At 52.1% G+C, this 21986-nt stretch carries 24 protein-coding genes; 20 read left to right on the plus strand and 4 right to left on the minus strand.

Translation table 11 applies throughout. From position 1 onward, the window contains the following. Positions 1-260: 260 nt before the first annotated feature. Positions 261-536, minus strand: coding sequence for a hypothetical protein (locus tag ACO0LM_RS24075; RefSeq protein ID WP_423040699.1), 276 nt, complete (start codon positions 534-536; stop codon positions 261-263). 285 nt (positions 537-821) lie between these two features. Here ACO0LM_RS24075 and ACO0LM_RS24080 point away from each other — a divergent pair, with 285 nt between their 5' ends. The 8 genes from ACO0LM_RS24080 (at position 822) to ACO0LM_RS24115 (ending at position 9064) form a co-directional block, all read left to right on the plus strand. Continuing rightward, entirely contained in the window at positions 822-1862 is a 1041-nt protein-coding gene (locus ACO0LM_RS24080) for an NAD(P)H-dependent flavin oxidoreductase (RefSeq protein WP_423040701.1), read from the plus strand. Between the two features lie 17 nt (positions 1863-1879). After that, the gene (locus ACO0LM_RS24085) at positions 1880-3499 is read left to right on the plus strand and encodes a GMC family oxidoreductase (protein ID WP_423040794.1); all 1620 of its coding nucleotides are present in this window, start codon (positions 1880-1882) and stop codon (positions 3497-3499) included. Positions 3500-3695: 196 nt separating this feature from the next. After that, the gene (locus ACO0LM_RS24090) at positions 3696-4469 is read left to right on the plus strand and encodes an ABC transporter ATP-binding protein (protein WP_422990069.1); all 774 of its coding nucleotides are present in this window, start codon (positions 3696-3698) and stop codon (positions 4467-4469) included. Then, positions 4466-5197, plus strand: coding sequence for an ABC transporter ATP-binding protein (locus ACO0LM_RS24095; protein WP_423040703.1), 732 nt, complete (start codon positions 4466-4468; stop codon positions 5195-5197). The genes ACO0LM_RS24090 and ACO0LM_RS24095 overlap by 4 nt, the downstream gene beginning before the upstream one ends. Before the next feature lie 78 nt (positions 5198-5275). After that, positions 5276-6505, plus strand: a complete 1230-nt coding sequence (locus tag ACO0LM_RS24100; RefSeq protein WP_423040705.1) for an ABC transporter substrate-binding protein — start codon at positions 5276-5278, stop codon at positions 6503-6505. A 340-nt stretch (positions 6506-6845) separates the two neighbouring features. After that, positions 6846-7730, plus strand: a complete 885-nt coding sequence (locus ACO0LM_RS24105; protein ID WP_423040707.1) for a branched-chain amino acid ABC transporter permease — start codon at positions 6846-6848, stop codon at positions 7728-7730. A gap of 13 nt (positions 7731-7743) precedes the next feature. Next, complete coding sequence (locus tag ACO0LM_RS24110) at positions 7744-8724, plus strand: branched-chain amino acid ABC transporter permease (RefSeq protein ID WP_423040796.1); 981 nt, start codon at positions 7744-7746, stop codon at positions 8722-8724. Between the two features lie 112 nt (positions 8725-8836). Next, positions 8837-9064: a hypothetical protein gene (locus ACO0LM_RS24115; RefSeq protein WP_423040709.1), complete on the plus strand. Its 228-nt coding sequence runs from the start codon at positions 8837-8839 to the stop codon at positions 9062-9064. A gap of 2 nt (positions 9065-9066) precedes the next feature. Here ACO0LM_RS24115 and ACO0LM_RS24120 read toward each other — a convergent pair whose 3' ends face one another. The 3 genes from ACO0LM_RS24120 to ACO0LM_RS24130 form a co-directional block, all read right to left on the minus strand. Further along, positions 9067-9246 (minus strand): hypothetical protein, encoded by a 180-nt coding sequence (locus ACO0LM_RS24120; protein WP_423040711.1) that lies wholly within the window; start codon positions 9244-9246, stop codon positions 9067-9069. A 110-nt stretch (positions 9247-9356) separates the two neighbouring features. Then, the gene (locus ACO0LM_RS24125; RefSeq protein ID WP_423040713.1) at positions 9357-10514 is read right to left on the minus strand and encodes an iron-containing alcohol dehydrogenase; all 1158 of its coding nucleotides are present in this window, start codon (positions 10512-10514) and stop codon (positions 9357-9359) included. A 98-nt stretch (positions 10515-10612) separates the two neighbouring features. Further along, positions 10613-11488 (minus strand): alpha/beta hydrolase, encoded by an 876-nt coding sequence (locus ACO0LM_RS24130; RefSeq protein ID WP_423040715.1) that lies wholly within the window; start codon positions 11486-11488, stop codon positions 10613-10615. A 260-nt stretch (positions 11489-11748) separates the two neighbouring features. On the opposite strand from ACO0LM_RS24130, the gene ACO0LM_RS24135 reads away from it, so the two are divergent. From ACO0LM_RS24135 to atpA, 12 genes are all read left to right on the plus strand, one after another. Further along, entirely contained in the window at positions 11749-12507 is a 759-nt protein-coding gene (locus tag ACO0LM_RS24135; protein WP_423040717.1) for a TSUP family transporter, read from the plus strand. Between the two features lie 186 nt (positions 12508-12693). Continuing rightward, positions 12694-14637 (plus strand): tRNA uridine-5-carboxymethylaminomethyl(34) synthesis enzyme MnmG, encoded by a 1944-nt coding sequence (gene mnmG / locus ACO0LM_RS24140; RefSeq protein ID WP_423040719.1) that lies wholly within the window; start codon positions 12694-12696, stop codon positions 14635-14637. Next, positions 14634-15287, plus strand: a complete 654-nt coding sequence (gene rsmG / locus ACO0LM_RS24145) for a 16S rRNA (guanine(527)-N(7))-methyltransferase RsmG (RefSeq protein ID WP_423040721.1) — start codon at positions 14634-14636, stop codon at positions 15285-15287. Before mnmG ends, rsmG begins: the two co-directional genes overlap by 4 nt. A 16-nt stretch (positions 15288-15303) precedes the next feature. Next, on the plus strand, positions 15304-16086 hold the full coding sequence (locus ACO0LM_RS24150) for a ParA family protein (protein ID WP_422990093.1): 783 nt from the start codon (positions 15304-15306) through the stop codon (positions 16084-16086). A gap of 2 nt (positions 16087-16088) precedes the next feature. After that, complete coding sequence (locus ACO0LM_RS24155; protein ID WP_423040723.1) at positions 16089-16982, plus strand: ParB/RepB/Spo0J family partition protein; 894 nt, start codon at positions 16089-16091, stop codon at positions 16980-16982. A gap of 14 nt (positions 16983-16996) precedes the next feature. Next, positions 16997-17557, plus strand: coding sequence for an RBBP9/YdeN family alpha/beta hydrolase (locus ACO0LM_RS24160; protein WP_423040725.1), 561 nt, complete (start codon positions 16997-16999; stop codon positions 17555-17557). Positions 17558-17856: 299 nt separating this feature from the next. Further along, positions 17857-18195 carry an ATP synthase subunit I gene (locus tag ACO0LM_RS24165; RefSeq protein ID WP_186945792.1) on the plus strand — a complete coding sequence of 113 codons (339 nt, stop codon included), beginning with the start codon at positions 17857-17859 and terminating at the stop codon, positions 18193-18195. Positions 18196-18197: 2 nt separating this feature from the next. Continuing rightward, positions 18198-19028 carry a F0F1 ATP synthase subunit A gene (gene atpB, locus ACO0LM_RS24170; RefSeq protein WP_423040727.1) on the plus strand — a complete coding sequence of 277 codons (831 nt, stop codon included), beginning with the start codon at positions 18198-18200 and terminating at the stop codon, positions 19026-19028. Positions 19029-19099: 71 nt separating this feature from the next. Further along, the gene (atpE, locus tag ACO0LM_RS24175) at positions 19100-19342 is read left to right on the plus strand and encodes a F0F1 ATP synthase subunit C (RefSeq protein ID WP_110254369.1); all 243 of its coding nucleotides are present in this window, start codon (positions 19100-19102) and stop codon (positions 19340-19342) included. Positions 19343-19407: 65 nt separating this feature from the next. Beyond that, entirely contained in the window at positions 19408-19878 is a 471-nt protein-coding gene (locus tag ACO0LM_RS24180; protein WP_423040729.1) for a F0F1 ATP synthase subunit B, read from the plus strand. 2 nt (positions 19879-19880) lie between these two features. Continuing rightward, positions 19881-20414 carry a F0F1 ATP synthase subunit delta gene (locus tag ACO0LM_RS24185; RefSeq protein ID WP_423040731.1) on the plus strand — a complete coding sequence of 178 codons (534 nt, stop codon included), beginning with the start codon at positions 19881-19883 and terminating at the stop codon, positions 20412-20414. A gap of 26 nt (positions 20415-20440) precedes the next feature. Then, a complete protein-coding gene (gene atpA, locus ACO0LM_RS24190; RefSeq protein WP_162044016.1) occupies positions 20441-21982 on the plus strand; it encodes a F0F1 ATP synthase subunit alpha in 1542 nt (513 codons plus the stop codon). The last annotated feature ends 4 nt before the right edge of the window (positions 21983-21986 follow it).

Raw genomic sequence — 21986 nt, forward strand, 5'->3', positions numbered from 1 at the left:
CTCAGCGACGTTCGTTGCATGCTTGAGTCGTTATTAAAGCAATTGCCCTTCGTGGACACAAGCCGGGTCTCGGCCCGGCGGCCGAAATACTTTCTTTGCTTCGCCAAAGAACGTATTCAAAGAAAGGCGACCGCAGACTCGCCCTTCGGGTGCTTACGCTACGCTTCAGCATAATTTGTGCGTCACAAAAAATGGGAAGATCCGAAACTCGCTACGCTCAGACATCGGCTCTTCTGATTCCATTTTCTGTGACGCACAAATTACATCGTCCCAAGCGGTTGAAGGTCAAAAGCAAAAACAGAGTCAACAGCAACAGCAACAGCAACAGCAACAGCAACACCAACGTCAATGCAGCCGAAATTTAAATTGTGCTTAATACCGTTAATCAACCTGGGTTTTGGGGTTGCCGTTGTTTTTGATGTCGTAGTTGTTTTTGACTTTCGCAGTTCCGCTGTGGCGATGCCGTTTGTGCGGTACAAAAAATGGAAAAAGAAGGGCCGGTGTCTGAGCCGCAGGCGAGTTTCGGACCTTCCCATTTTTTGTACCGCACAAACGGGGACCCCGAAGGGGCAGCGACGCCGCGGGCGCATTCTTTTGCTTACTTTTCTTTGCAAGAAAAGAAAAGTGAGTAGCTGTCGGGCTACCCCCGACCTGCAATCGCAACACTATGAGGATGGTAATTAAATGAGTTGGCGTTTAAAGAGTAATTTTTTAATGATTTCAAGTTAGTATCAGGACTAAACAAGGCAATGCAATTGAACAAGAAAGCTTGATTTCTCTAACTCGAACCATTCAATTAACACACCAACCCGGAGCCCCCCATGTTATCCATGCAAACCCTCTGCCCCCACCCCATCATCCAGGCCCCCATGGCCGGTGGTGCCACCACGCCCGAACTGGTGGCCGCAGTGTCGAATGCAGGCGGGCTGGGTTCACTGGCGGCTCCCTTGCTGACCCCACTGGCCATCATAGAACAGGCTGAACACATCAGGAGACTGACGGACAAACCCTTTGCCATCAACCTGTTTGTACAAACCCGGCCACAAATCGATTTTGCGGCACTGGAAGCGGCCAAGCTGTTACTGCAGCCGGTCTGTCAGGAACTGGGCTGGGATAACCTGCCGACACCGACACGCTGGTGTGAAGATTTTGAAGCACAGCTGGATGCCCTGATCACGGCGCGGCCAGCGGTGGCCAGCTTTACCTTTGATGTATTGCATGGCAGCCAGCTACAACGCCTGCATGATGCCGGCATCCTGGTCGTCGGTACGGCCACCAATCTGCAGGAAGCCATCGTCTGGCAAGCCATGGGGGCGGATGCGGTATGCCTGCAAGGGGTGGAAGCAGGCGGGCACCGCGGGACTTTCATCGGCGCGCAAAAAGCATCGACCCTGGGTCTGTTCGCCTTGCTGGCAGTCTGCAAACCGCATATCGAAGTGCCATTGATTGCCGCTGGCGGCATCATGGATGGCAGGCAGATCAAACAGGCTTTGCAGGCGGGCGCTCAGTTGGTGCAGATGGGGACGGCGTTTTTGACGAGCAGAGAATCGGCGATCCACCCTGCCTATAAACAACGCCTGCTGGAAAGCAGCAGCGACACCACACGCCAGACCCGTGCTTTTTCCGGGCGTATTGCGCGTGGTCTGGATAATCATTTCATGCAGGCCATGGCGGCAGTGGCCGACAAGGTGCCAGCTTACCCGATACAGAATGCACTGACTGGTGCCATACGGGCAGCAGCGGCAAAAGCAAGTAATACCGGCCTGATGTCAATGTGGACCGGGCAGGGCGTGGCAGCAGCAAGGGATTTGACGGTCAGTGAGTTGATGGCCGTACTCGTCGCAGAAATGCAGGATTCATGAACTATAAGGAAAACGGTATGGAAGCAGCAGGACAATATGATTACATCGTTATCGGTGCCGGTACGGCGGGCTGCGTGCTGGCGAACCGTCTTAGCAAGAACCCTGACAACAGGGTCTTGCTGATCGAGGCGGGTGGCAAGGATGACTATGTGTGGATACATATCCCGGTTGGTTACCTGTACTGCATCAACAACCCGCGTACCGACTGGATGTTACGTACCGAGGCAGAAGCCGGCCTGAATGGACGCAGCCTGATTTATCCGCGTGGCAAGGTGCTGGGCGGCAGTTCATCCATCAATGGCATGATCTACATGCGTGGCCAGGACAGGGATTACCGGCAATGGGCGGAACTGACAGGTGATGATAGCTGGCGCTGGGATCAGGTCTTGCCCTTGTTTAAGCAAAGTGAAGACCACTACAGCGGTAATACAGAATTCCATGGCAGCGGTGGTGAATGGCGGGTGGAAAAACAAAGACTGTCATGGGAAATCCTGGATGCTTTCCGTGAGGCGGCGGCTGAAGTCGGCATACCCAAGAGCGATGACTTCAACCGTGGCAATAATGAAGGCTGTGGTTATTTCGACGTTAACCAGAAACGCGGTGTGCGCTGGAATGCCTCCAAGGCTTTTTTGAAACCGGCAGCGGCGCGGCCCAACCTGACCATCATGACCGGCTGCCAGGTGCAAAAGCTTTGCATCAAGGATACCGAACAGGGCAAGCGTTGTATGGGGGTGGAATTTATCGGTGGTGGCCGTAGCTGGTTTGCCGAATCCATGAAAGAAACGGTGCTGGCGGCAGGGGCGATCGGTTCTCCCCAGATACTGCAATTGTCAGGCATAGGTGATGCGGCACATATACAACAGGCCGGTGTTGCCGTTGTGCATGACCTGCCGGGTGTCGGCGGCAATCTGCAAGACCATTTGCAGATCCGTTCAGCGTTTAAAATCAGTGGTGCCAAGACCCTCAACAAGATGGCCAATAGCTTGCTGGGCAAGGCGCGTATAGGTTTGGAATATGCCTTGTTCCAGAGCGGCCCGATGTCGATGGCACCGTCGCAACTGGGGGCGTTTACCCGTTCGGATGCCAGCCAGGTGACACCTAACCTGCAATACCATGTACAACCTTTGTCACTGGAAAAATTTGGTGACCCCCTGCATGATTTTCCGGCCTTCACCGCCAGTGTGTGCAATTTGCGCCCGACTTCACGCGGCCACGTGCGCATCGCCAGCAATGATGCCTCTGCGGCACCGAAAATCGTACCTAACTACCTGACCACGCCGGAAGACCGCAAGATAGCAGCAGATTCGCTGACGCTGACGCGCAAGATCATCGCTGCACCATCCCTGCAGAAATATAGGCCTGAAGAAATGAAACCGGGTGCACAGTTCCAGACGGAGGAAGAACTGGCCAGGGCGGCTGGTGACATAGGCACGACGATTTTCCACCCGGTAGGTACTTGCAAAATGGGCCGTATCAACGATACTGGGGCGGTGGTCGACAGTGCTTTACGCGTAATAGGCATAGCTGGCCTGCGCGTGGCAGATGCTTCTATCATGCCGACTATAACCTCAGGTAATACCAACTCACCTACTCTGATGATTGCAGAGAAGGCAGCCAGGAGTATATTGGGCGTTTAAGAGGTAAAAATGCTTGCAAACCGGTAAGTAATTTTCTGCGTGGAATTACTTACAGTAGTTATACCGTATTGTTTAGAAAACGATTTGCTGGGTACTATGAAAAGCTAATATAAAAAAACTTCCAGATAGTAAAGGAAGCGTTGTCGCATTGGACGTAGTGGACTACACACCATAAGCCAGACAATAAGGAGAAGAGATGACCGACGTCATCCTGGAGACAAAGCGCTTGACCAAAGAGTTCAAGGGCTTCACTGCTGTAAGCGACGTGAATTTGCAGGTGCAGCGTGGGCATATCCACGCCCTGATCGGCCCCAATGGTGCCGGCAAGACCACCTGTTTTAATTTGCTGACCAAATTTCTTGTCCCGACTTCGGGACAAATCCTGTTCAATGGCCGCGATATCACCTCGGCCAAACCAGCCCAGATTGCCCGGCAGGGCATCATACGTTCATTCCAGATTTCTGCCGTGTTCCCGCACCTGACGGTAATGGAAAACGTGCGTATAGGCTTGCAAAGAAAACTCGGTACGTCCTTTCATTTCTGGAAAAGCGAGCAATCGCTGAACCAGTTGAATGCGCGCGCCATGGAATTGCTGGCCGAAGTTGATCTGACTGCTTTCGCCGATACCGTCACCGTGGATTTACCGTATGGCCGCAAGCGCGCGCTGGAAATCGCCACCACGCTGGCCATGCAACCCGAAATGATGTTGCTGGATGAACCCACGCAAGGCATGGGTCATGAAGATGTGCACAGGGTGACCGAACTCATCAAGAAGGTGTCGGCTGGCCGCACTATCCTCATGGTGGAACACAATATGAATGTGGTGTCGGGTATCTGCGACAAGATCTCGGTCTTGCAGCGTGGTGCCATGCTGGCTGAAGGTACTTATAAAGAAGTATCCACCAATCCCAAAGTCATGGAAGCCTATATGGGCAGCACCAGCGGCGAACTGGAAGGAGCGCACGCATGAGCGCTGCAAATGCTGCTAAAAATGTTGCCGCACTGGAAATTGCCGGCCTGCAAGCCTGGTATGGTGAATCCCATATCCTGCATGACGTGAACCTGAAGGTGAACCAGGGTGAAGTCGTGACCATACTCGGTCGCAATGGCGCTGGCCGCACCACCACCATGCGTGCCATCGTCGGCCTGACAGGTGTACGCAAGGGCTCGATCAAGATCAACGGGCAAGAGGCCATCCACCTGCCTACCCACAAGGTGGCGCATCTGGGCGTTGGCTATTGCCCGGAAGAGCGGGGGATATTTTCATCCTTGTCCACAGAAGAAAACCTGATGCTGCCGCCTGTGGTATCGAAAGACCACAAGGGCATGTCAGTCGCCGAGATTTACCAAATGTTTCCCAATCTGGCCGAACGTAAAAACAGTCAGGGCACACGTCTGTCCGGTGGTGAACAACAGATGCTGGCCGTAGCGCGCATCTTGCGCACAGGTGCTCGCCTGTTGCTGCTGGATGAAATTTCCGAAGGCCTGGCACCGGTCATCGTGCAGGCCCTGGCACGCATGATCACGACCCTGAAAGCCAAGGGGTATACCATCGTCATGGTGGAACAGAATTTCCGCTTTGCTGCTCCGCTGGCGGACAGGTTTTACGTCATGGAGCACGGACAGATCGTAGAGAATTTTGCGGCTGCCCAATTGCAGGAAAAAATGCCGGTCTTGAATGAGTTGTTGGGTGTGTAGTCAAGCCGTAGAGAAGCTGAAAACCTGTAGTGCCGTCCCGGTGCCGCAGATCAAATAATAAGTGATTGGAGAAGACGCATGAAGATAAAATTCGCAAGCTCAGCAAAATTGAAAGTGACAAGTCTTGCTGTATCCGCCGCACTGGCCGGCTTTGCGCTGAATGCCAATGCGCAGGTTTCTGGTGATGTGGTCAAAATCGGTTTCATCACCGATATTTCTGGCCTGTATTCTGATATCGATGGCAAAGGCGGTGCCGAAGCCATACGCATGGCGATTGCCGATTTTGGTGGTACGGTACTGGGCAAGAAAATTGAACTGGTCACTGCTGATCATCAAAACAAGGCAGATATCGCTTCTGCCAAAGCACAGGAATGGTTTGACCGCGATGGCGTTGATATGCTGATAGGCGGTACCAATTCTGGTACATCGCTGTCCATGTCCAAAGTTGCTGTGGAAAAGAAACGCGTGTTCATTTCCATTGGTGCCGGTTCTGCCAAGCTGACCAATGAAGAATGCACCACCCATACTATTCACTATGCATATGACACAGTGGCGCTGGCCAAGGGCACAGGTTCTGCGGTTGTCAAACAGGGCGGCAAGAGCTGGTATTTCCTGACGGCCGATTATGCGTTTGGTGCGTCGCTGGAAAGTGATACTGCCAATGTGGTGAAAGCCAATGGTGGTACGGTAGCAGGTTCGGTCAAACATCCTTTGTCGGCATCTGATTTTTCTTCCTTCCTGTTGCAGGCGCAGGCATCCAAGGCACAGATCCTGGGTCTGGCCAATGCCGGTGGTGACACCATCAATGCAGTCAAGGCGGCGAATGAATTTGGCATTACCAAGACCATGAAACTGGCTGGTTTGCTGATGTTTATCAATGATATTCATTCCCTGGGTTTGAACGCTACTCAAGGCATGTACCTGACCGATAGCTGGTACTGGAACCAGAACGAAGAAGCACGCAAATGGTCGCGTCGCTATTTCGAAAAAATGAAGAAAATGCCTTCCAGCTTGCAGGCGGCAGATTATTCCGCCACCCTGACTTACCTGAATGCAGTCAAGGCTGCCGGTACTGACGATACCAACAAGGTGCTGGCACAACTGAAGAGCATGAAGATCAATGACATGTATGCCAAAAACGGTTATATCCGTGGCGACGGCAGCATGATTCATGACATGTACCTGATGCAGGTGAAGTCGACTGCCGAATCCAAAGAGCCATGGGATTACTACAAAGTGGCGCAGACAATTCCGGGTGAACAGGCATTTACTACCAAATCAGAATCCAAATGCGTCCTCTGGAAGTGAAATCCAATTCTCGGGCGCATAGCGGCGTTGCAAAGCCTCGCAATACTTATGTATTGCTGTGTCGCTTTTGCAAATTCTGCCTTGCTCTGCATCCCGATAATTGAATTTCAGGTTTGCCGTTGTTTTAGGTACGTGAAGCATCGTTTAAAAACGATGCTTCAACTTTGTAAAAAGTAGAGATTGTCTTATCGAGAGACACAGAGGATTTGATGAGAATATGGTTAAAGAGAATTTGGTCTTCTCTTGCTTTTCTCTGTGCCTCCGTGTCTCTGTGTTGAGAGGTCTTCGTCCTTTTCACCCACCCACCCGCGCATCATCGGGTCATTTTATTTAGAGTGCCATGGAAATATTTGGTATTCCGCTACAGGCGATGCTAAGCCAGCTTTTGCTGGGCTTGGTCAACGGCTCGTTTTACGCGATGCTGTCTCTGGGGCTGGCTGTGATTTTCGGCTTGCTGAATGTGATTAACTTTGCCCATGGTGCGCTGTACATGATGGGGGCCTTCCTCGCATGGATGGGCATGAATTATTTCGGCATCAATTACTGGGTGATGCTGATCGCTGCGCCTTTGCTGGTTGGCCTGTTTGGCATCATCATAGAAAAGACCATGCTGCGCTGGCTGTACAAGCTGGATCACCTGTATGGTTTGTTGCTGACTTTTGGTATCACCCTGTTGCTGGAAGGCGTGTTCCGCTCGGTGTATGGCGTATCTGGCCAGCAGTATTCCGTGCCTGAAGCCCTGTCCGGCGCAACCGACCTGGGTTTCATGATTTTGCCGAACTACCGTGCCTGGGTAGTGCTGGCGTCGCTGGTGGTCTGTTTTGCGACCTGGTTTGTGATTGAAAAAACCAAGCTCGGTGCCTACCTGCGTGCTGGCACTGAGAACCCCAAACTGGTGGAAGCCTTTGGTGTCAATGTGCCGCTGATGGTGACCCTGACTTATGGCTTTGGTGTGGCGCTGGCAGCCTTTGCCGGCGTGTTGGCAGCACCAGTGATACAGGTGTCGCCACTGATGGGGTCCAACCTCATCATCACTGTTTTTGCCGTGGTGGTGATCGGTGGCATGGGGTCGATTCTGGGTTCTATCCTGACCGGTCTTGGCCTGGGCATTATCGAAGGGCTGACGCGGGTGTTTTATCCTGAACTGTCGGCGACCGTGGTGTTTATCGTCATGACGATCGTGCTCATGATCCGCCCTGCCGGATTATTCGGTAAAGAAAAATAAGGGAGCACCTATGATGAATAAAAAAATTGGATACGGTATCGCGTTTGCCCTGCTGCTGGCAGCGCCGTTTGTGGTGTATCCCGTGTTCCTGATGAAGCTATTGTGCTTTGCCTTGTTTGCCTGCGCCTTTAATTTGCTGATTGGTTTTACCGGCCTGCTGTCGTTTGGCCATGCAGCGTTTTTTGGTGGTGCCGGGTACATCACCGGCTGGGCATTGCGTGATGCTGGCTTGCCGACCGAACTGGGTATCTTACTTGGGGTAGGGGCGGCAGCGCTGATTGGTTGGGTGATGGGTATGCTGGCAATACGGCGTCAGGGTATTTACTTCACCATGATCACGCTGGCGCTGGCGCAGATGCTGTACTTTGTGTTTTTGCAGGCCAAGTTCACCGGTGGCGAAGATGGCTTGCAAGGCATACCGCGTGGCAAGCTGCTGGGCATGATCGATCTGAGCGTGGACCTGAATCTGTATTACCTGGTGCTGGTCATTGCCATTGCCGGTTTCGCCATCATCATGCGCACGGTGCAGTCACCGTTTGGCCAGGTATTGAAGGCGGTCAAGGAAAATGAACCACGCGCCATCTCGCTCGGTTATGACGTCGATAAATACAAATTGCTGGCCTTTGTCTTGTCAGCCGCACTGGCCGGTTTGGCCGGTGCGACCAAAACGCTGATCTTCAGCTCAGAGACGCTGACCGACGCGCACTGGTCCATGTCAGGCCTGGTGGTGTTGATGACCCTGGTGGGCGGTCTCGGTACACTGGTGGGCCCGATAGTCGGTGCCGTCATCATCATCGCCCTGGAAAACAAACTGGGCGAGCTTGGCAACCTGCTGGCTGATATGACGACGGTAGAATGGTTCCGCAGTATCGGTGATTCTGTCACTATCGTCACCGGCCTGATTTTCATCGTCTGCGTACTGGCTTTCCGACGCGGCATCGTGGGTGAACTGATTGCCTTTGTTGGACGTTCGGGTAAGGTCAAAGCAAGTTAAATATTGCACTTTGCAAACAGGCCCCGTAGCTTATGTTGCGGGGCTTTTTGTTTTTTGCGGTCAGTTTGATTTGTGCCAGAATACGCTTTCCCAGCATTCACCTATTTCGACTATGAACCAATCTACATGGTCTGCTGTTGATAATTATTTCTGTGACACCCTGATCCCCACCGACACTGCTCTGACGCAGGCGCTGCTGGACAGTGATGCTGTCGGTTTGCCGCAACATCATGTGGCACCTAATCAGGGCAAGTTCTTGCACCTGCTGGTCAAGATGCAGGGCGCACGCAAGATCCTCGAAATTGAAACCGTCGCGAAATCATCGACAGATAAATACTGAGCTTAATTTTTGGGACAGACTTTCTTTTTCAATTTGGGCAGAATGACTGGAGCGATGTATGCATCGGTCATTTGTACGGCAATTTTGTTGTAACCGGGAGCGCCTTCCCCTTCAAGGGGAAGGTTGGGATGGGGATGGGTTTCCCGCGTAAAGTCATTTATCGTTAATTGACCGAGACCCATCCCCACCCTATCCCTCCCCTTGAAAGGGAGGGGATTTAAAAGTCATTCTGTTTTAAGCAAATTATTCTGGCCCGCTATGCGTAGCATATTGCATTTTCAATTATGTTGATTTACAAAGCCGCTGCGTAAATCGCCCGCGCATCTTCTTTCGTTACTTCACGTGGATTATTCCCCAGCAGGCGGGTTTGCAGCATGGCGTCGCTGGCGAGTTGATCCAGGTCTTTTTCGGTAATGCCTACCTGACTCAGGCGGGTTTCTATACCTACCCGCACTGCCAGGTCTTCCATGGCTTTGATCAGGGAATGACAACGCTGCGCTGCTGTGCCTGTGGCTTCTGGTGCAATGATGGCGGCCAGTTCGGCATACAGGTCTGCTGCGTGGCTGGCATTGAAGCGCAGTACGTGCGGCAAGACCAGGGAATTTGATAAACCATGCGGTACATGGAAAATGCCACCGACCGGATAGGCCAGTGCATGCACGGCGGCACAAGGTGCATTGGCAAAGGATTGTCCGGCCAGCATGGCACCCAGCAACATGGCTTGTCTTGCTGCCAGGTTATTGCCATTGGTGCAGGCTTCGTCGATGTTGTTCCACAGTAATTTCAGAGCCTGCACCGCCAGCATGTCAGACAGCGGGTTCTTTTTATGCCTGGTGGTATAGGCTTCTATCGCATGCACCATGGCATCGATGCCGGTCGCTGCGGTGATCTTGGGCGGCAGGCCGGTGGTCAGTTGCGCATCGAGGATGGCGATGTCGGCATACAGTTGTGGCGCAACTACGCCCATCTTGGTGGTGGCACCAGTGGTGACGATGGAGATAGGCGTCACTTCGGAACCTGTACCTGCAGTGGTCGGGATTTGTATCAGCGGCAAACGCTGGCCTTTGACATTGCCTATGCCATACATGGTGGACAGGCTTTGCTCGCTGCCAGCCAGGATGGCGATGAGTTTGGCCACATCCATAGAGCTGCCACCACCCAGGCCGACCACCAGTTCGACCTGCAAGTCACGGGCGTTGCCGACCGCTTGCAAGACAATCGCTTCTGGTGGGTCGGCAATCACGTCGGAGAAAATACTGACTTTGAGTTGTTCCGTTTCCAGGCTGTCGATCACGGGCTGGACCAGGCCAGTCCGCAGGAAACCGGCATCGGTCACCAACAGGACGTGCTGAATCGCTGGAAATTCCTGGCGTATGATTTTGCCCAGGCGCGTTGCTGCACCGGTTTGGCTGATCAGGCTGGGGACGGTTCTGAATTCAAAGTCGTTCATCTTTATCTCATTTTCATTAAGATCGTAGGCACGTTCTTAGCTCGTTGTAGGGATATCTACCATAGCACATGCCGGGTTTTTCGACTTTCAGGCAAATGCTATTTGTCTAACAGCTTGAGATCACGCATCCAGTCGGCGTACAGACTGGTCCAGTTGCGCACGCTACCGCTTGCGGGCGTCATGCCAAAGCCATGGTCGCCGCGACGGAAAGTATGCAGTTCAGCCTGGGCACCGCCTTCCAGCAATTGCTGATAAATCTTGGCGGCAACCGCAGGTGGTGCCTTTGGGTCATCCGACGCATGGACGATAAAGAAGGGGGGCGTGTTCTTGCTGATCTTGGGTACTTTGTTGCCGGGCAGGCCGGTGTAGACCAGGGCGATAAAGTCGGCCCGGTTACCCAATTTTTCTGTGGCGTCGGTAGCGCCTGAGTCACCTTCATCCTGGTCCATCAACAATTGCAGAGCCATAATGCCACCGGCGGAAAAGCCGAGTACGCCTATCTTCTTGTTGTCGATTTTCCATTCACTCGCATGTTGGCGCAGCACGCGCATGGCGCGGCTGGTGTCCGCCGTCAGGGGCAGGATGGATTTCCAGCTACGATCTCCATCCGGTGCCAGTGTGCGGTATTTCAGTACGGCGGCTGTAATGCCCTGGGCATTCAGCCATTGCGCTGCTTCTATGCCTTCCTTGTCTATGCAGACATAACGGAAGCCACCACCTGGTACCACCAGTACGGCAGTGCCGCTTGCCTTGTCGGCAGGAGCCGGGTAGATGGTCAATGTGGGTTTGCTGACGTAGCTGATGTATCTGTCCAGGCGACCGGTTTCATGCCGGTCTTCGGCTGTCTCTGCATGCGCATATTGCAGGCCGGGCGCGCCGTTTTGCCATAAGGGGATTTCAATCTGAGCTTGTGCGGAACAGATGTTGCTGAAAAAGATCAGGCTGGCAAAGAGGGACGACAGGCAAATTTTCATTGTTAATTCCTAAGGGTGGGAATGCAGCGTAAATCGACAAGTGCAGGCTGAAGAGGATGGAAGTCAGCGGCCGGATTTGCATGTTGTCTGATTTGTAGCTGCTAGTCAAACAGGCGGCGTGGCTTTGCAACTGTTATGGCATGGGCTGTACCTTGTTGACTACAGCAGGCTTCTGTATAACTGATCTGTGCTGTATTTGCTCATTTTGTCTTGCCTGTCTGCAATGGTGCAATCTCTAAAACAAATCAAATAAACTCAATATGGATATTTTTCTGTTGGCACTGGCAGCTTTTTTTGCCGGTTTTGTGGATTCTATAGTTGGTGGTGGTGGCTTGATACAGGTACCAGCTTTGTTCTCTTTCATGCCGGGAACCGTACCTGCGACACTATTGGGCACCAATAAAATGGCCGGTATCTGGGGGACGACGGTAGCGGCAGCACGCTATATGAGGACAGTCAGTCTGCGCTGGAGCATGGTTGCTCCGGCTGCCTTGATGGCATTCTCGTTTTCTTTTGCCGGGGCTTTCCTGGTGACTCATATCCCACCTACTTATATGCGCAAGGCTTTGCCTTTGATCTTGCTGGGTGTCGCCATCTATACCTTCAAGAAAAAAGAATTCGGTGCAGACAATACACCTGTGTTTGCTGGCAGCAAAGAGACTTATATGGCCATGTTGGTAGGCGCGGGGATAGGTTTCTACGATGGTTTCTTTGGCCCGGGCACGGGTAGCTTCTTCATGTTTTTGTTTGTGCGCTTCTTTGGGTATGACTTCCTGCGAGCTTCTGCCGTTGCCAAGGTATTGAATGTGGCATGCAATACTGCGGCCCTGATCTGGTTCGGATATAGCGGTCACGTACTCTGGATGCTGGGTTTGACGATGGCGGTATGTGGCGTAGGCGGTTCGATTTTAGGTAGTCATTTAGCAATAAAGCACGGTACTTCATTTGTGCGCAAAATGTTCCTTGGCGTGGTCGTGGCCCTGATCTGCAAGACTACCTATGATGGTTTTTTCAAATGAACTGTTTCACGTGAAACAATCGGGCAGGTAAGAATGGGACTTCGGTCTCATTTTTTATGTCTTGATGTCTATGTTTCACGTGAAACATAGATCTAAATAAAAAGAGAATCTTTAGTTGGCTAAAGCTTTGCCCACAAAACAAACTATAATCGTGCCTCCCAGATCCAAGTTTCTCAGAAATCCACCATGTTTTATCCTAAAGAATTCGATGTTATCGTCGTCGGCGGCGGTCATGCCGGTACCGAAGCTGCCTTGGCTGCCGCCCGTATGGGGCAAACCACCCTATTGTTGACCCACAATATTGAGACCCTGGGTCAGATGTCCTGCAACCCATCCATAGGTGGGATAGGCAAGGGTCACCTGGTTAAAGAGGTTGATGCCATGGGCGGTGCCATGGCGATTGCCACGGATGAGGCTGGCATACAATTCCGCATCCTGAATTCATCCAAGGGGCCTGCAGTACGTGCTACCCGGGCCCAGGCTGACCGTATCTTGTATAAGCAAGCGATACGCAGTCGCCTGGAAAATCAGCCTAATCTGTGGTTGTTCCAGCAGGCAGTTGACGATTTGCTGGTCGAGGGTAATCGCGTGGTCGGGGCTGTGACCCAGGTTGGTATCAAGTTCCGCGCCCGCGCAGTGGTGCTGACTGCGGGTACTTTCCTGGACGGGAAGATCCATGTGGGCCTGAATAATTATTCGGCGGGCCGTGCCGGTGACCCGCCAGCGATATCCCTGTCTGCCCGTTTGAAGGAGTTGGCGCTGCCACAAGGCAGGTTGAAGACAGGTACGCCACCACGTATTGATGGCCGCAGTATTGATTTTTCATTGATGCAAGAGCAGCCCGGTGATCTGGACCCGGTGCCGGTATTCTCATACATGGGTAATACCAGCATGCATCCAAGGCAGTTGCCATGCTGGATTACCCATACCAATGAAAAAACCCACGATATTATTCGTGCCGGTCTGGATCGCAGCCCCATGTACACCGGTGTCATTGAAGGGGTGGGGCCACGTTATTGCCCTTCGATAGAAGACAAGATACATCGCTTCGCCAGCAAGGAATCGCACCAGATTTTCCTGGAGCCAGAAGGCCTGACCACAAACGAGTTTTACCCCAACGGTATCTCTACCAGCTTGCCATTTGATGTGCAGCTGGACCTGGTACGTTCCATGCACGGTATGGAAAACGCCTACATCCTGCGTCCTGGCTATGCGATTGAATATGATTATTTTGACCCGCGTGGTTTGAAGTCTTCACTGGAAACCCGCCAGATCGAAGGCCTGTTTTTTGCCGGCCAAATCAATGGTACGACCGGCTACGAAGAAGCGGCAGCACAAGGCATGTTGGCTGGCCTGAATGCGGCACTGAAAACCCAGGGTAAAGAAGCCTGGGTGCCACGCCGTGATGAAGCTTATCTGGGTGTACTGGTAGATGACCTGATCACCAAGGGGGTACAGGAACCTTATCGCATGTTCACCAGTCGTGCTGAATTCCGCCTCAGTCTGCGTGAAGACAATGCCGACATGCGCCTGACCGAGATAGGCCGCAAGCTGGGTTGTGTCAGCGATGCGCAGTGGCAGCAGTTTGAAACAAAGCGCGAAAGTGTTTCACGTGAAATGGAAAGGCTGCGCTCGACCTGGGTCAACCCGCGCATTTTGGCCGATGTCGAAGCAGAGCGTGTGATAGGCAAGGCTTTGGAGCGTGAATATTCCCTGGCCGATTTATTGCGTCGCCCGCAGGTGACCTACGAAAGCCTGATGAGTTTGCAGGGTGTAGAAGGACAGGCACTGGCGGGGCCAGGTGTGGTCGATCCGCATGTGCGCGAGCAGGTAGAGATACAGGTCAAATACGCAGGCTATATCGACAGGCAGGCCAAAGAGGTTGAGCGCCATGTGCATTTTGAAAACCTCAAAATGCCAGTCGCTTTTGACTATATGGAAGTGAATGGTCTTTCCATCGAAGTCAGGCAAAAACTGAATAAACACCAGCCCGAAAGTCTGGGTCAGTGTGGCCGTATTTCGGGTGTGACACCCGCAGCGATTTCCCTGCTTTTGGTACATCTGAAAAAACGTGGCTTTAAAGAGTTCATGGTAAATACCGATGCGGTAGTCGAGGGCCAGGCAGAATGATTCACGTGGAACATGCACTGAAAGACATGCTTAAAAACGGTATCCAGGAATTACCACTGGATATCTCAGATGCCCAGATAGATAAGATGATTGCATATTTAACATTATTATCAAAATGGAATTCTGTTTATAATTTAACATCGATTCGTGACCCCAGGGAAATGGTCAGGCAACATCTGCTGGATTCGCTGTCGGCAGCCCCTGCCTTCAAGGATGCCAGGAACGTGCTGGATGTCGGGGCCGGTGGTGGTTTGCCAGGCATGATGCTGGCCATCACTTATCCGGATATCAAGATTTCCATGATCGATACCGTCAGCAAAAAGACGGCTTTCCTGACCCAGGCCAAGACTGAGCTGGGCTTGAAAAACGTGAGCGTGCATACCGGCAGGGTAGAAGCGCTGCAGGTGAAAACAGCCTTTGATGTCATCACTTCGCGGGCTTTTTCTGAGCTCTGTAATTTCATCAACTGGTCGGGTCATCTGCTGGCAGATGGCGGCCAGTTTATTGCCATGAAAGGCGTGGCCCCGAATCAGGAAATTGAACGTCTGCCGACAGGCTGGCAGGTAGAAAAAATACAACCCTTGACGGTGCCCGGCTTGCAGGCCGAACGCCACCTCATCTTTATCAAGAAAACCCTGGCCCCGGCTTGAATCCACGGAAACCCCTATGGCAAAAATCTTTTGTATTGCAAATCAAAAAGGTGGCGTTGGCAAAACCACGACCACTGTCAATCTCGCCGCAGGGCTGGCGCAACTCGATAAACGTGTCTTATTGGTTGATCTGGATCCGCAGGGGAATGCCACCATGGGGACCGGCATTAACAAGTCAAAATTGACCGCTTCGATTTATGAAGTTTTGCTCGGTCTGTCTGACGTGACAACGGCTAAATTGCGTTCCGAATCCGGTGGTTTCGATGTCTTGCCAGCCAACCGTGAGCTGGCTGGTGCCGAAGTTGAAATGGTGTCCCTGGATAACCGCGACAAGCGCTTGCGTGAAGCACTGTCCAAGGTAGATGCGGACTATGATTTCATTCTCATCGATTGTCCGCCGGCCCTGTCTTTGCTGACACTGAATGGCTTGTGCGCTGCGCATGGTGTGATTATTCCCATGCAGTGTGAATACTATGCGCTGGAAGGCTTGTCCGACCTGGCCAATACCATCAAGAAAGTCTCGGCCAACCTCAACCCTGACCTGAAAATCGTTGGCCTGCTGCGCGTGATGTTTGACCCGCGCATGACCTTGTCGCAGCAAGTGTCTGACCAGCTCGAACAGCATTTCGGAGACAAGGTTTTCAAGACCCTGATCCCACGCAATGTCCGCCTGGCGGAAGCACCATCTTACGGTATCCCTGGCGTGGTGTTTGACGCGACATCCAAGGGGGCACAGGCGTATATCGCCTTCGGTGCAGAGATGGTAGAAAAAATTAAAGAACTGGAACTGGGAAAATAAGTATGTCCAACAAAAAACAAAAAGGCCTGGGCCGTGGCCTGGATGCCTTGCTCGGCGGTGCAGCCGACTTTGCAGAAGCCGTGCCAACCGTGACTGGTGCACCCACCAGCCTGAACGTGGCCCACATGCAGGCCGGTAAATACCAGCCCCGTACCCGTATGGACGAAGGTGCGCTGGCTGAGCTGGCAGCCTCCATCCGGGCCCAGGGCTTGATGCAACCTATCCTGGTCAGGCCGGTGGGGCAGAGCAATGGCGTCACCCGTTACGAAATCATTGCCGGTGAACGCCGTTTCCGCGCATCACAAATGGCAGGTCTGGAAGAAGTGCCGGTACTGGTCAAGGATGTCGATGACCAGGCCGCCGCCGCCATGGCACTGATTGAAAACATCCAGCGCGAAGATTTGAATCCGCTGGAAGAAGCCCAGGGTATACACCGCTTGATCACAGATTTTTCTTTCACCCATGAACAGGCCGCCAATGCAGTGGGCCGTTCTCGTAGTGCGGTGTCAAACCTGCTGCGTTTGCTGAACCTGGCGAAACCAGTGCAGACCATGCTGATGGCAGGTGACATCGACATGGGCCATGCACGTTCGCTGCTGGTGACAGATGCTGCCACCCAGATACAACTGGCCAACCAGATCGTTGCCAGGCGCATGTCGGTGCGTGAAGCAGAAAAGCTGGTGGCAAAAACCACGGCAGAAATGAGTGCCACCGGCAAACCGCGCGACAAGGCAGAAAAATCACGCGACATCACCCGCCTGGAAGAAGAGTTGTCCGATTTGCTGGCCACCCAGGTCAGCCTGAAGTTGGGTAGCAAGGGCAGGGGACAGATGCTGATCGATTTTGCCGATCTGGATAGTCTTGACGGCATCATCCTGAAAATACGCGGACAGTAAAAAGCTTGGAACCCATGCAGATACTGACTTTACCTGGCCTGTATAACTCCGGTCCCGGCCATTGGCAAACGCGCTGGGAAGCTGAATTACCGCATGTAAAAAGAGTAGAACAACAAGACTGGGAGCATCCGGTCAAGGATGCATGGGTTGCCACTTTGTCAGTTGCCGTGAATGCAGTCACTGACGAGGTGGTGCTGGTCGCCCATAGCCTGGGTTGCGCCCTGACCGCCTGGTGGCTGGCTTCCGGCATGCCGGGGGTGTTGGATAAAAGCAAGGTCAGGGCTGCGTTGCTGGTGGCACCACCAGATGTGGGCCGGGCAGATTTTCCTGCGGCCAGCTTTAGTCCCATGCCACTAATCCGTTTTCCTTGCCCTGTCGCGGTGGTGGCATCCAGCGATGATCCGTGGTGCGATTTGTCAGTTGCACAAGACCTGGCAAGAACCTGGGGTGCAGAGTTGCACCTGATTGGTGCGAAGGGACATATCAATGGCGAGTCTGGTCTGGGTAGCTGGAAGCAAGGCCAGGACTGGCTCAACACATTAGTTGCAAAAGCGGCAAAAACAGTACAACAATAAAAAAGCACCAAAATAATGCATTTTGACGCGACGCACCAAACATTTGAGCTTATGCATCAAACGTTTGACGTTATAACGCACTACCACGTATAATTCCGGGGTTTTGATCGGCGAGGATTTGCGCTGCCCGGTTATATCGTGGCAAGCCAGACAAATTCAACAGCCATCTTGGTAAATAGTAGGATTTACGCAAAATTGTCCCCCGCAAGGCCAGACAAAGGCGACTGTAGCTAAGTCGGGCCTGTGGCTTGATAGCTGCCGGAGAGGTTTTGCGTCAGTCCCGGATAAATGAGGGAAGCATGACACGCATCATACTGCTGCAGTTGGTGGCAGCGCTGGTCGCGGGCTTGCTGGCTGGAATTTTTGGCAATATTTCTTACGGATTGTCTGCCCTGTTTGGTGGATTGTCTTGTGCGATTCCAAATGCCTTGTTCGCGTTGCGCCTGACCATGAGCGCCCGGAGGCCCGGAGGAGCAAATCCGATGAGTTTTTTCATCGGGGAATTTTTCAAAGTTATATCGACAGTCGCGCTGATGGCAGCGGTTGTCTTCTGGTACCCCGATGTCAACTGGCCGGCCTTTTTGATCGCCTTCATCGTCGTACTGAAAAGCTATTTCATTTTACTCTTTAGGCACTGATCATGAGCTCAGCTGAACAAGTCACTCCGTCAGAATATATAGCCCATCACCTTGGGCATTTGACTAACCACGGCCACCATGCACAAACGTCCTTGTGGGACATGTCGTATGTCAATATTGATACGGTTATCTGGTCCGTCGTTTGCGGCTTGCTGGGCACCATCATTATGTATATGGCAGCACGCAAGGCAACATCTGGCGTACCTGGCCGTTTCCAGTGCGCTGTTGAAATGCTCATCGAAATGGTGGACAACAACGCAAAAAGCATAGTTCACGGCAACACCAGCTTCATCGCCCCTATGGCTTTGGCGGTATTTGTATGGGTAGTATTGATGAACTCCCTGGATTTCCTGCCAGTTGATTTGTTCTCTCAATGGTTGTTCCCAGTGCTTGGCCTGGATCATGAAATGCCACACCGTGTCGTGCCTACGGCAGACTTGAACGGTACTCTGGGCATCTCCATTGGTATTTTCGGCCTGATGATGTATTACAGCTTCAAGATCAAAGGTGTGGGCGGCTTCATCAAGGAATTGTTCAGCGCACCGTTTGGCCCAATGATGTTCCCGTTCAATTTTTTGTTGAACGTAGTTGAATACGCAGCGAAAACTTTCTCGCTCGGTATGCGACTGTTCGGCAATATGTTTGCCGGTGAATTGTTGTTCTTGCTGATCGCTGCTTTGCTGGGTGCTTCCGATTCTATCTTTGGCGGTATTGGTCATCTGGTCCTGGGTTCTGCCTGGTCCATCTTCCATATCCTGATCGTGCCTCTGCAAGCGTTCATTTTCATGATGTTGACTCTGGTGTACATGGGTCAGGCTCACGAAGCGCATTAATTTTAAGTTTGGTTTTTTGGTTTTAGTTTTTGGTTTTGGTATTTTAATTTTAACTTTCAAGGAGTTTTCTCATGACTAACGTCGCTTTCGTTGCATTGGCTTGTGGTTTGATCATCGGTTTGGGCGCTTTGGGTGCTTGTATCGGTATCGCTATGATGGGTGGTAAATATCTGGAAGCGTCTGCTCGTCAACCAGAATTGATGGAAAAACTGCAAGGTAAAATGTTGTTGTTGGCTGGTCTGATCGATGCTGCGTTCATTATCGGTGTTGGTATCGCCATGTTCTTCGCAACTGCAAATCCATTCAAAGGCTAATAGCTTTCCTTTTTCTACCGCAGGTCTCTGGCCTGCGGAACGATTAATTTGATAAGGAAACTAAAGTGAATCTGAATCTATCCATGTGGTACCAGGCTGGGGTGTTTTTCATCCTGGCTTTGGTGACTGCGAAATTCATCTGGCCACCAGTGATTGGTGCGATCGATGAGCGCATGAAGCGCATTGCAGACGGTTTGGCTGCGGCTGACAAAGGCAAGGCAGAAATGATTGCCGCTGAAAAGCGCGTGCAAGCTCAACTGGCTGCTGCTGGTGAAGAAGGCAAAACACATATCATCAACGCAGAAAAACGCGCTGCTCTGATCATTGAAGAAGCCCGCAACACTGCTGCTGCTGAAGCTGCCCGTATCATCGCTGCTGCAAAAGCGGATGCTGATAATCAAGTGACTAAAGCACGCGAAGAATTGCGCGACCAGGTTGCCACGCTGGCAGTCAAAGGCGCAGAACAAATTCTGAAACGTGAAGTTAACGCATCTGCTCACGCTGATCTGTTGACCCAACTGAAAACCGAGCTGTAATCATGGCCGAACTCGCAACGATCGCTCGTCCTTACGCAGAAGCGCTGTTTCGTGTTGCCCAATCCGGTAACCTGTCCGCCTGGTCGGAACTGGTTGCCGAAATGGCACAGGTAGGTGCGCATCCCGATGTACAAGCTCTTGCACACAACCCCAAAGTCTCGGCTGATAAAAAAGCTGAGATTTTCTTGTCTGCGATCAAATCTCCAGTGACTGCTGAAGCGAAAAACTTCATCAACACACTTGCTGACTATGACCGTTTGACTTTGTTGCCTGAAATCGCTTTCCAGTTTCATGCTCTGAAAAACGCCCACGAAGGTGCTGCAGATGCAGAAGTGACTAGCGCATTTGATATGTCGGCAGCTCAGTTGAGCGAGCTCTCAGTGCTCTTGGAAAAGAAATTTGGCCGCAAGTTGCACCCTACAGTCAAAGTGGATTCCACTCTGATCGGTGGTGTACGCATCGTGGTTGGTGATCAGGTGCTCGACACGTCGGTACGCGCGAAGCTGCAGAAAATGCACGTCGCCCTGACCGCGTAAGAACGTAATAAATATTAGGAGTTAGTATGCAACTCAACCCATCTGAAATCAGCGAGCTGATCAAGAGCCGGATTCAAGGCCTTGGCGACACTGCTGAGATTCGCAATCAAGGTACGGTTATCTCCGTTACCGACGGTATCTGCCGCATTCACGGTCTGTCTGACGCGATGCAAGGCGAGATGCTGGAATTCCCAGGCAACACATTTGGTCTGGCATTGAATCTGGAACGTGATTCCGTTGGCGCCGTTATCCTGGGTGACTACGAACACATTTCCGAAGGCGATACAGTCAAATGTACCGGCCGTATTCTGGAAGTGCCTATCGGTCCTGAACTGCGTGGTCGTGTGGTTAACGCGCTGGGTCAGCCTATCGATGGCAAAGGTCCTATCAATGCAAAACTGTCCGCGCCGATCGAAAAAATCGCGCCTGGCGTTATTGCACGTCAATCCGTTTCTGAACCTATGCAAACTGGCCTTAAGTCTATCGACTCCATGGTTCCGGTTGGTCGTGGTCAGCGCGAATTGATCATTGGCGATCGTCAAACTGGTAAAACAGCTGTTGCGATCGATGCCGTGATCAATCAAAAAGGTCAAAACGTTACCTGTATCTATGTAGCGATTGGTCAAAAAGCGTCTTCCGTTAAAAACGTTGTGCGCGCTCTCGAAGCCCACGGCGCCATGGAATACACCATCGTTGTTGCTGCAACTGCTGCTGAATCTGCAGCGATGCAATACGTATCCGCTTACTCCGGTTGCGCGATGGGTGAATACTTCCGTGACCGCGGTCAAGATGCACTGATCATTTATGATGATCTGTCCAAACAAGCTGTGGCTTACCGTCAGGTATCCCTGTTGCTGCGCCGCCCACCAGGCCGCGAAGCTTACCCAGGTGACGTATTCTATTTGCACAGCCGTTTGCTGGAACGTGCAGCACGCGTTAACCCAGACTACGTTGAAGCTTTCACCAAAGGTGAAGTGAAAGGTAAAACAGGTTCTTTGACAGCATTGCCTATCATTGAAACCCAGGCTGGTGACGTTTCCGCTTTCGTTCCTACCAACGTAATTTCGATTACTGACGGTCAGATCTTCCTGGAAACATCCTTGTTCAATGCAGGTATCCGTCCAGCGATTAATGCTGGTATCTCGGTGTCCCGCGTTGGTGGTGCAGCGCAGACTAAAGTCATCAAAAATTTGTCCGGCGGTATCCGTAATGACTTGGCGCAGTATCGTGAATTGGCAGCGTTTGCCCAGTTCGCTTCTGACCTCGACGAAGTAACCCGCAAGCAGCTCGATCGTGGTGCCCGCGTTACTGAATTGTTGAAGCAAGCTCAATATGCTCCACTGTCTATCTCCCTGATGGCCGTTACCTTGTTCTCCGTGAACAAAGGCTTCCTGGATGATGTGCCGGTCAAGCAAGTGCTGGCATTCGAAGCAGGCGTACACAATTTCATGAAAACGAGCCATGCAGCATTGCTGCAGAAGATCGAAGAAACCAAGCAACTGGACAAAGATGGCGAAGCTGCCATGGCTGCCGCAATTGCTGATTTCAAAAAATCCGGCGCCTATTAATTTA

Source organism: Undibacterium sp. Di26W, from assembly GCF_049340265.1.
GTDB lineage: Bacteria > Pseudomonadota > Gammaproteobacteria > Burkholderiales > Burkholderiaceae_D > Undibacterium.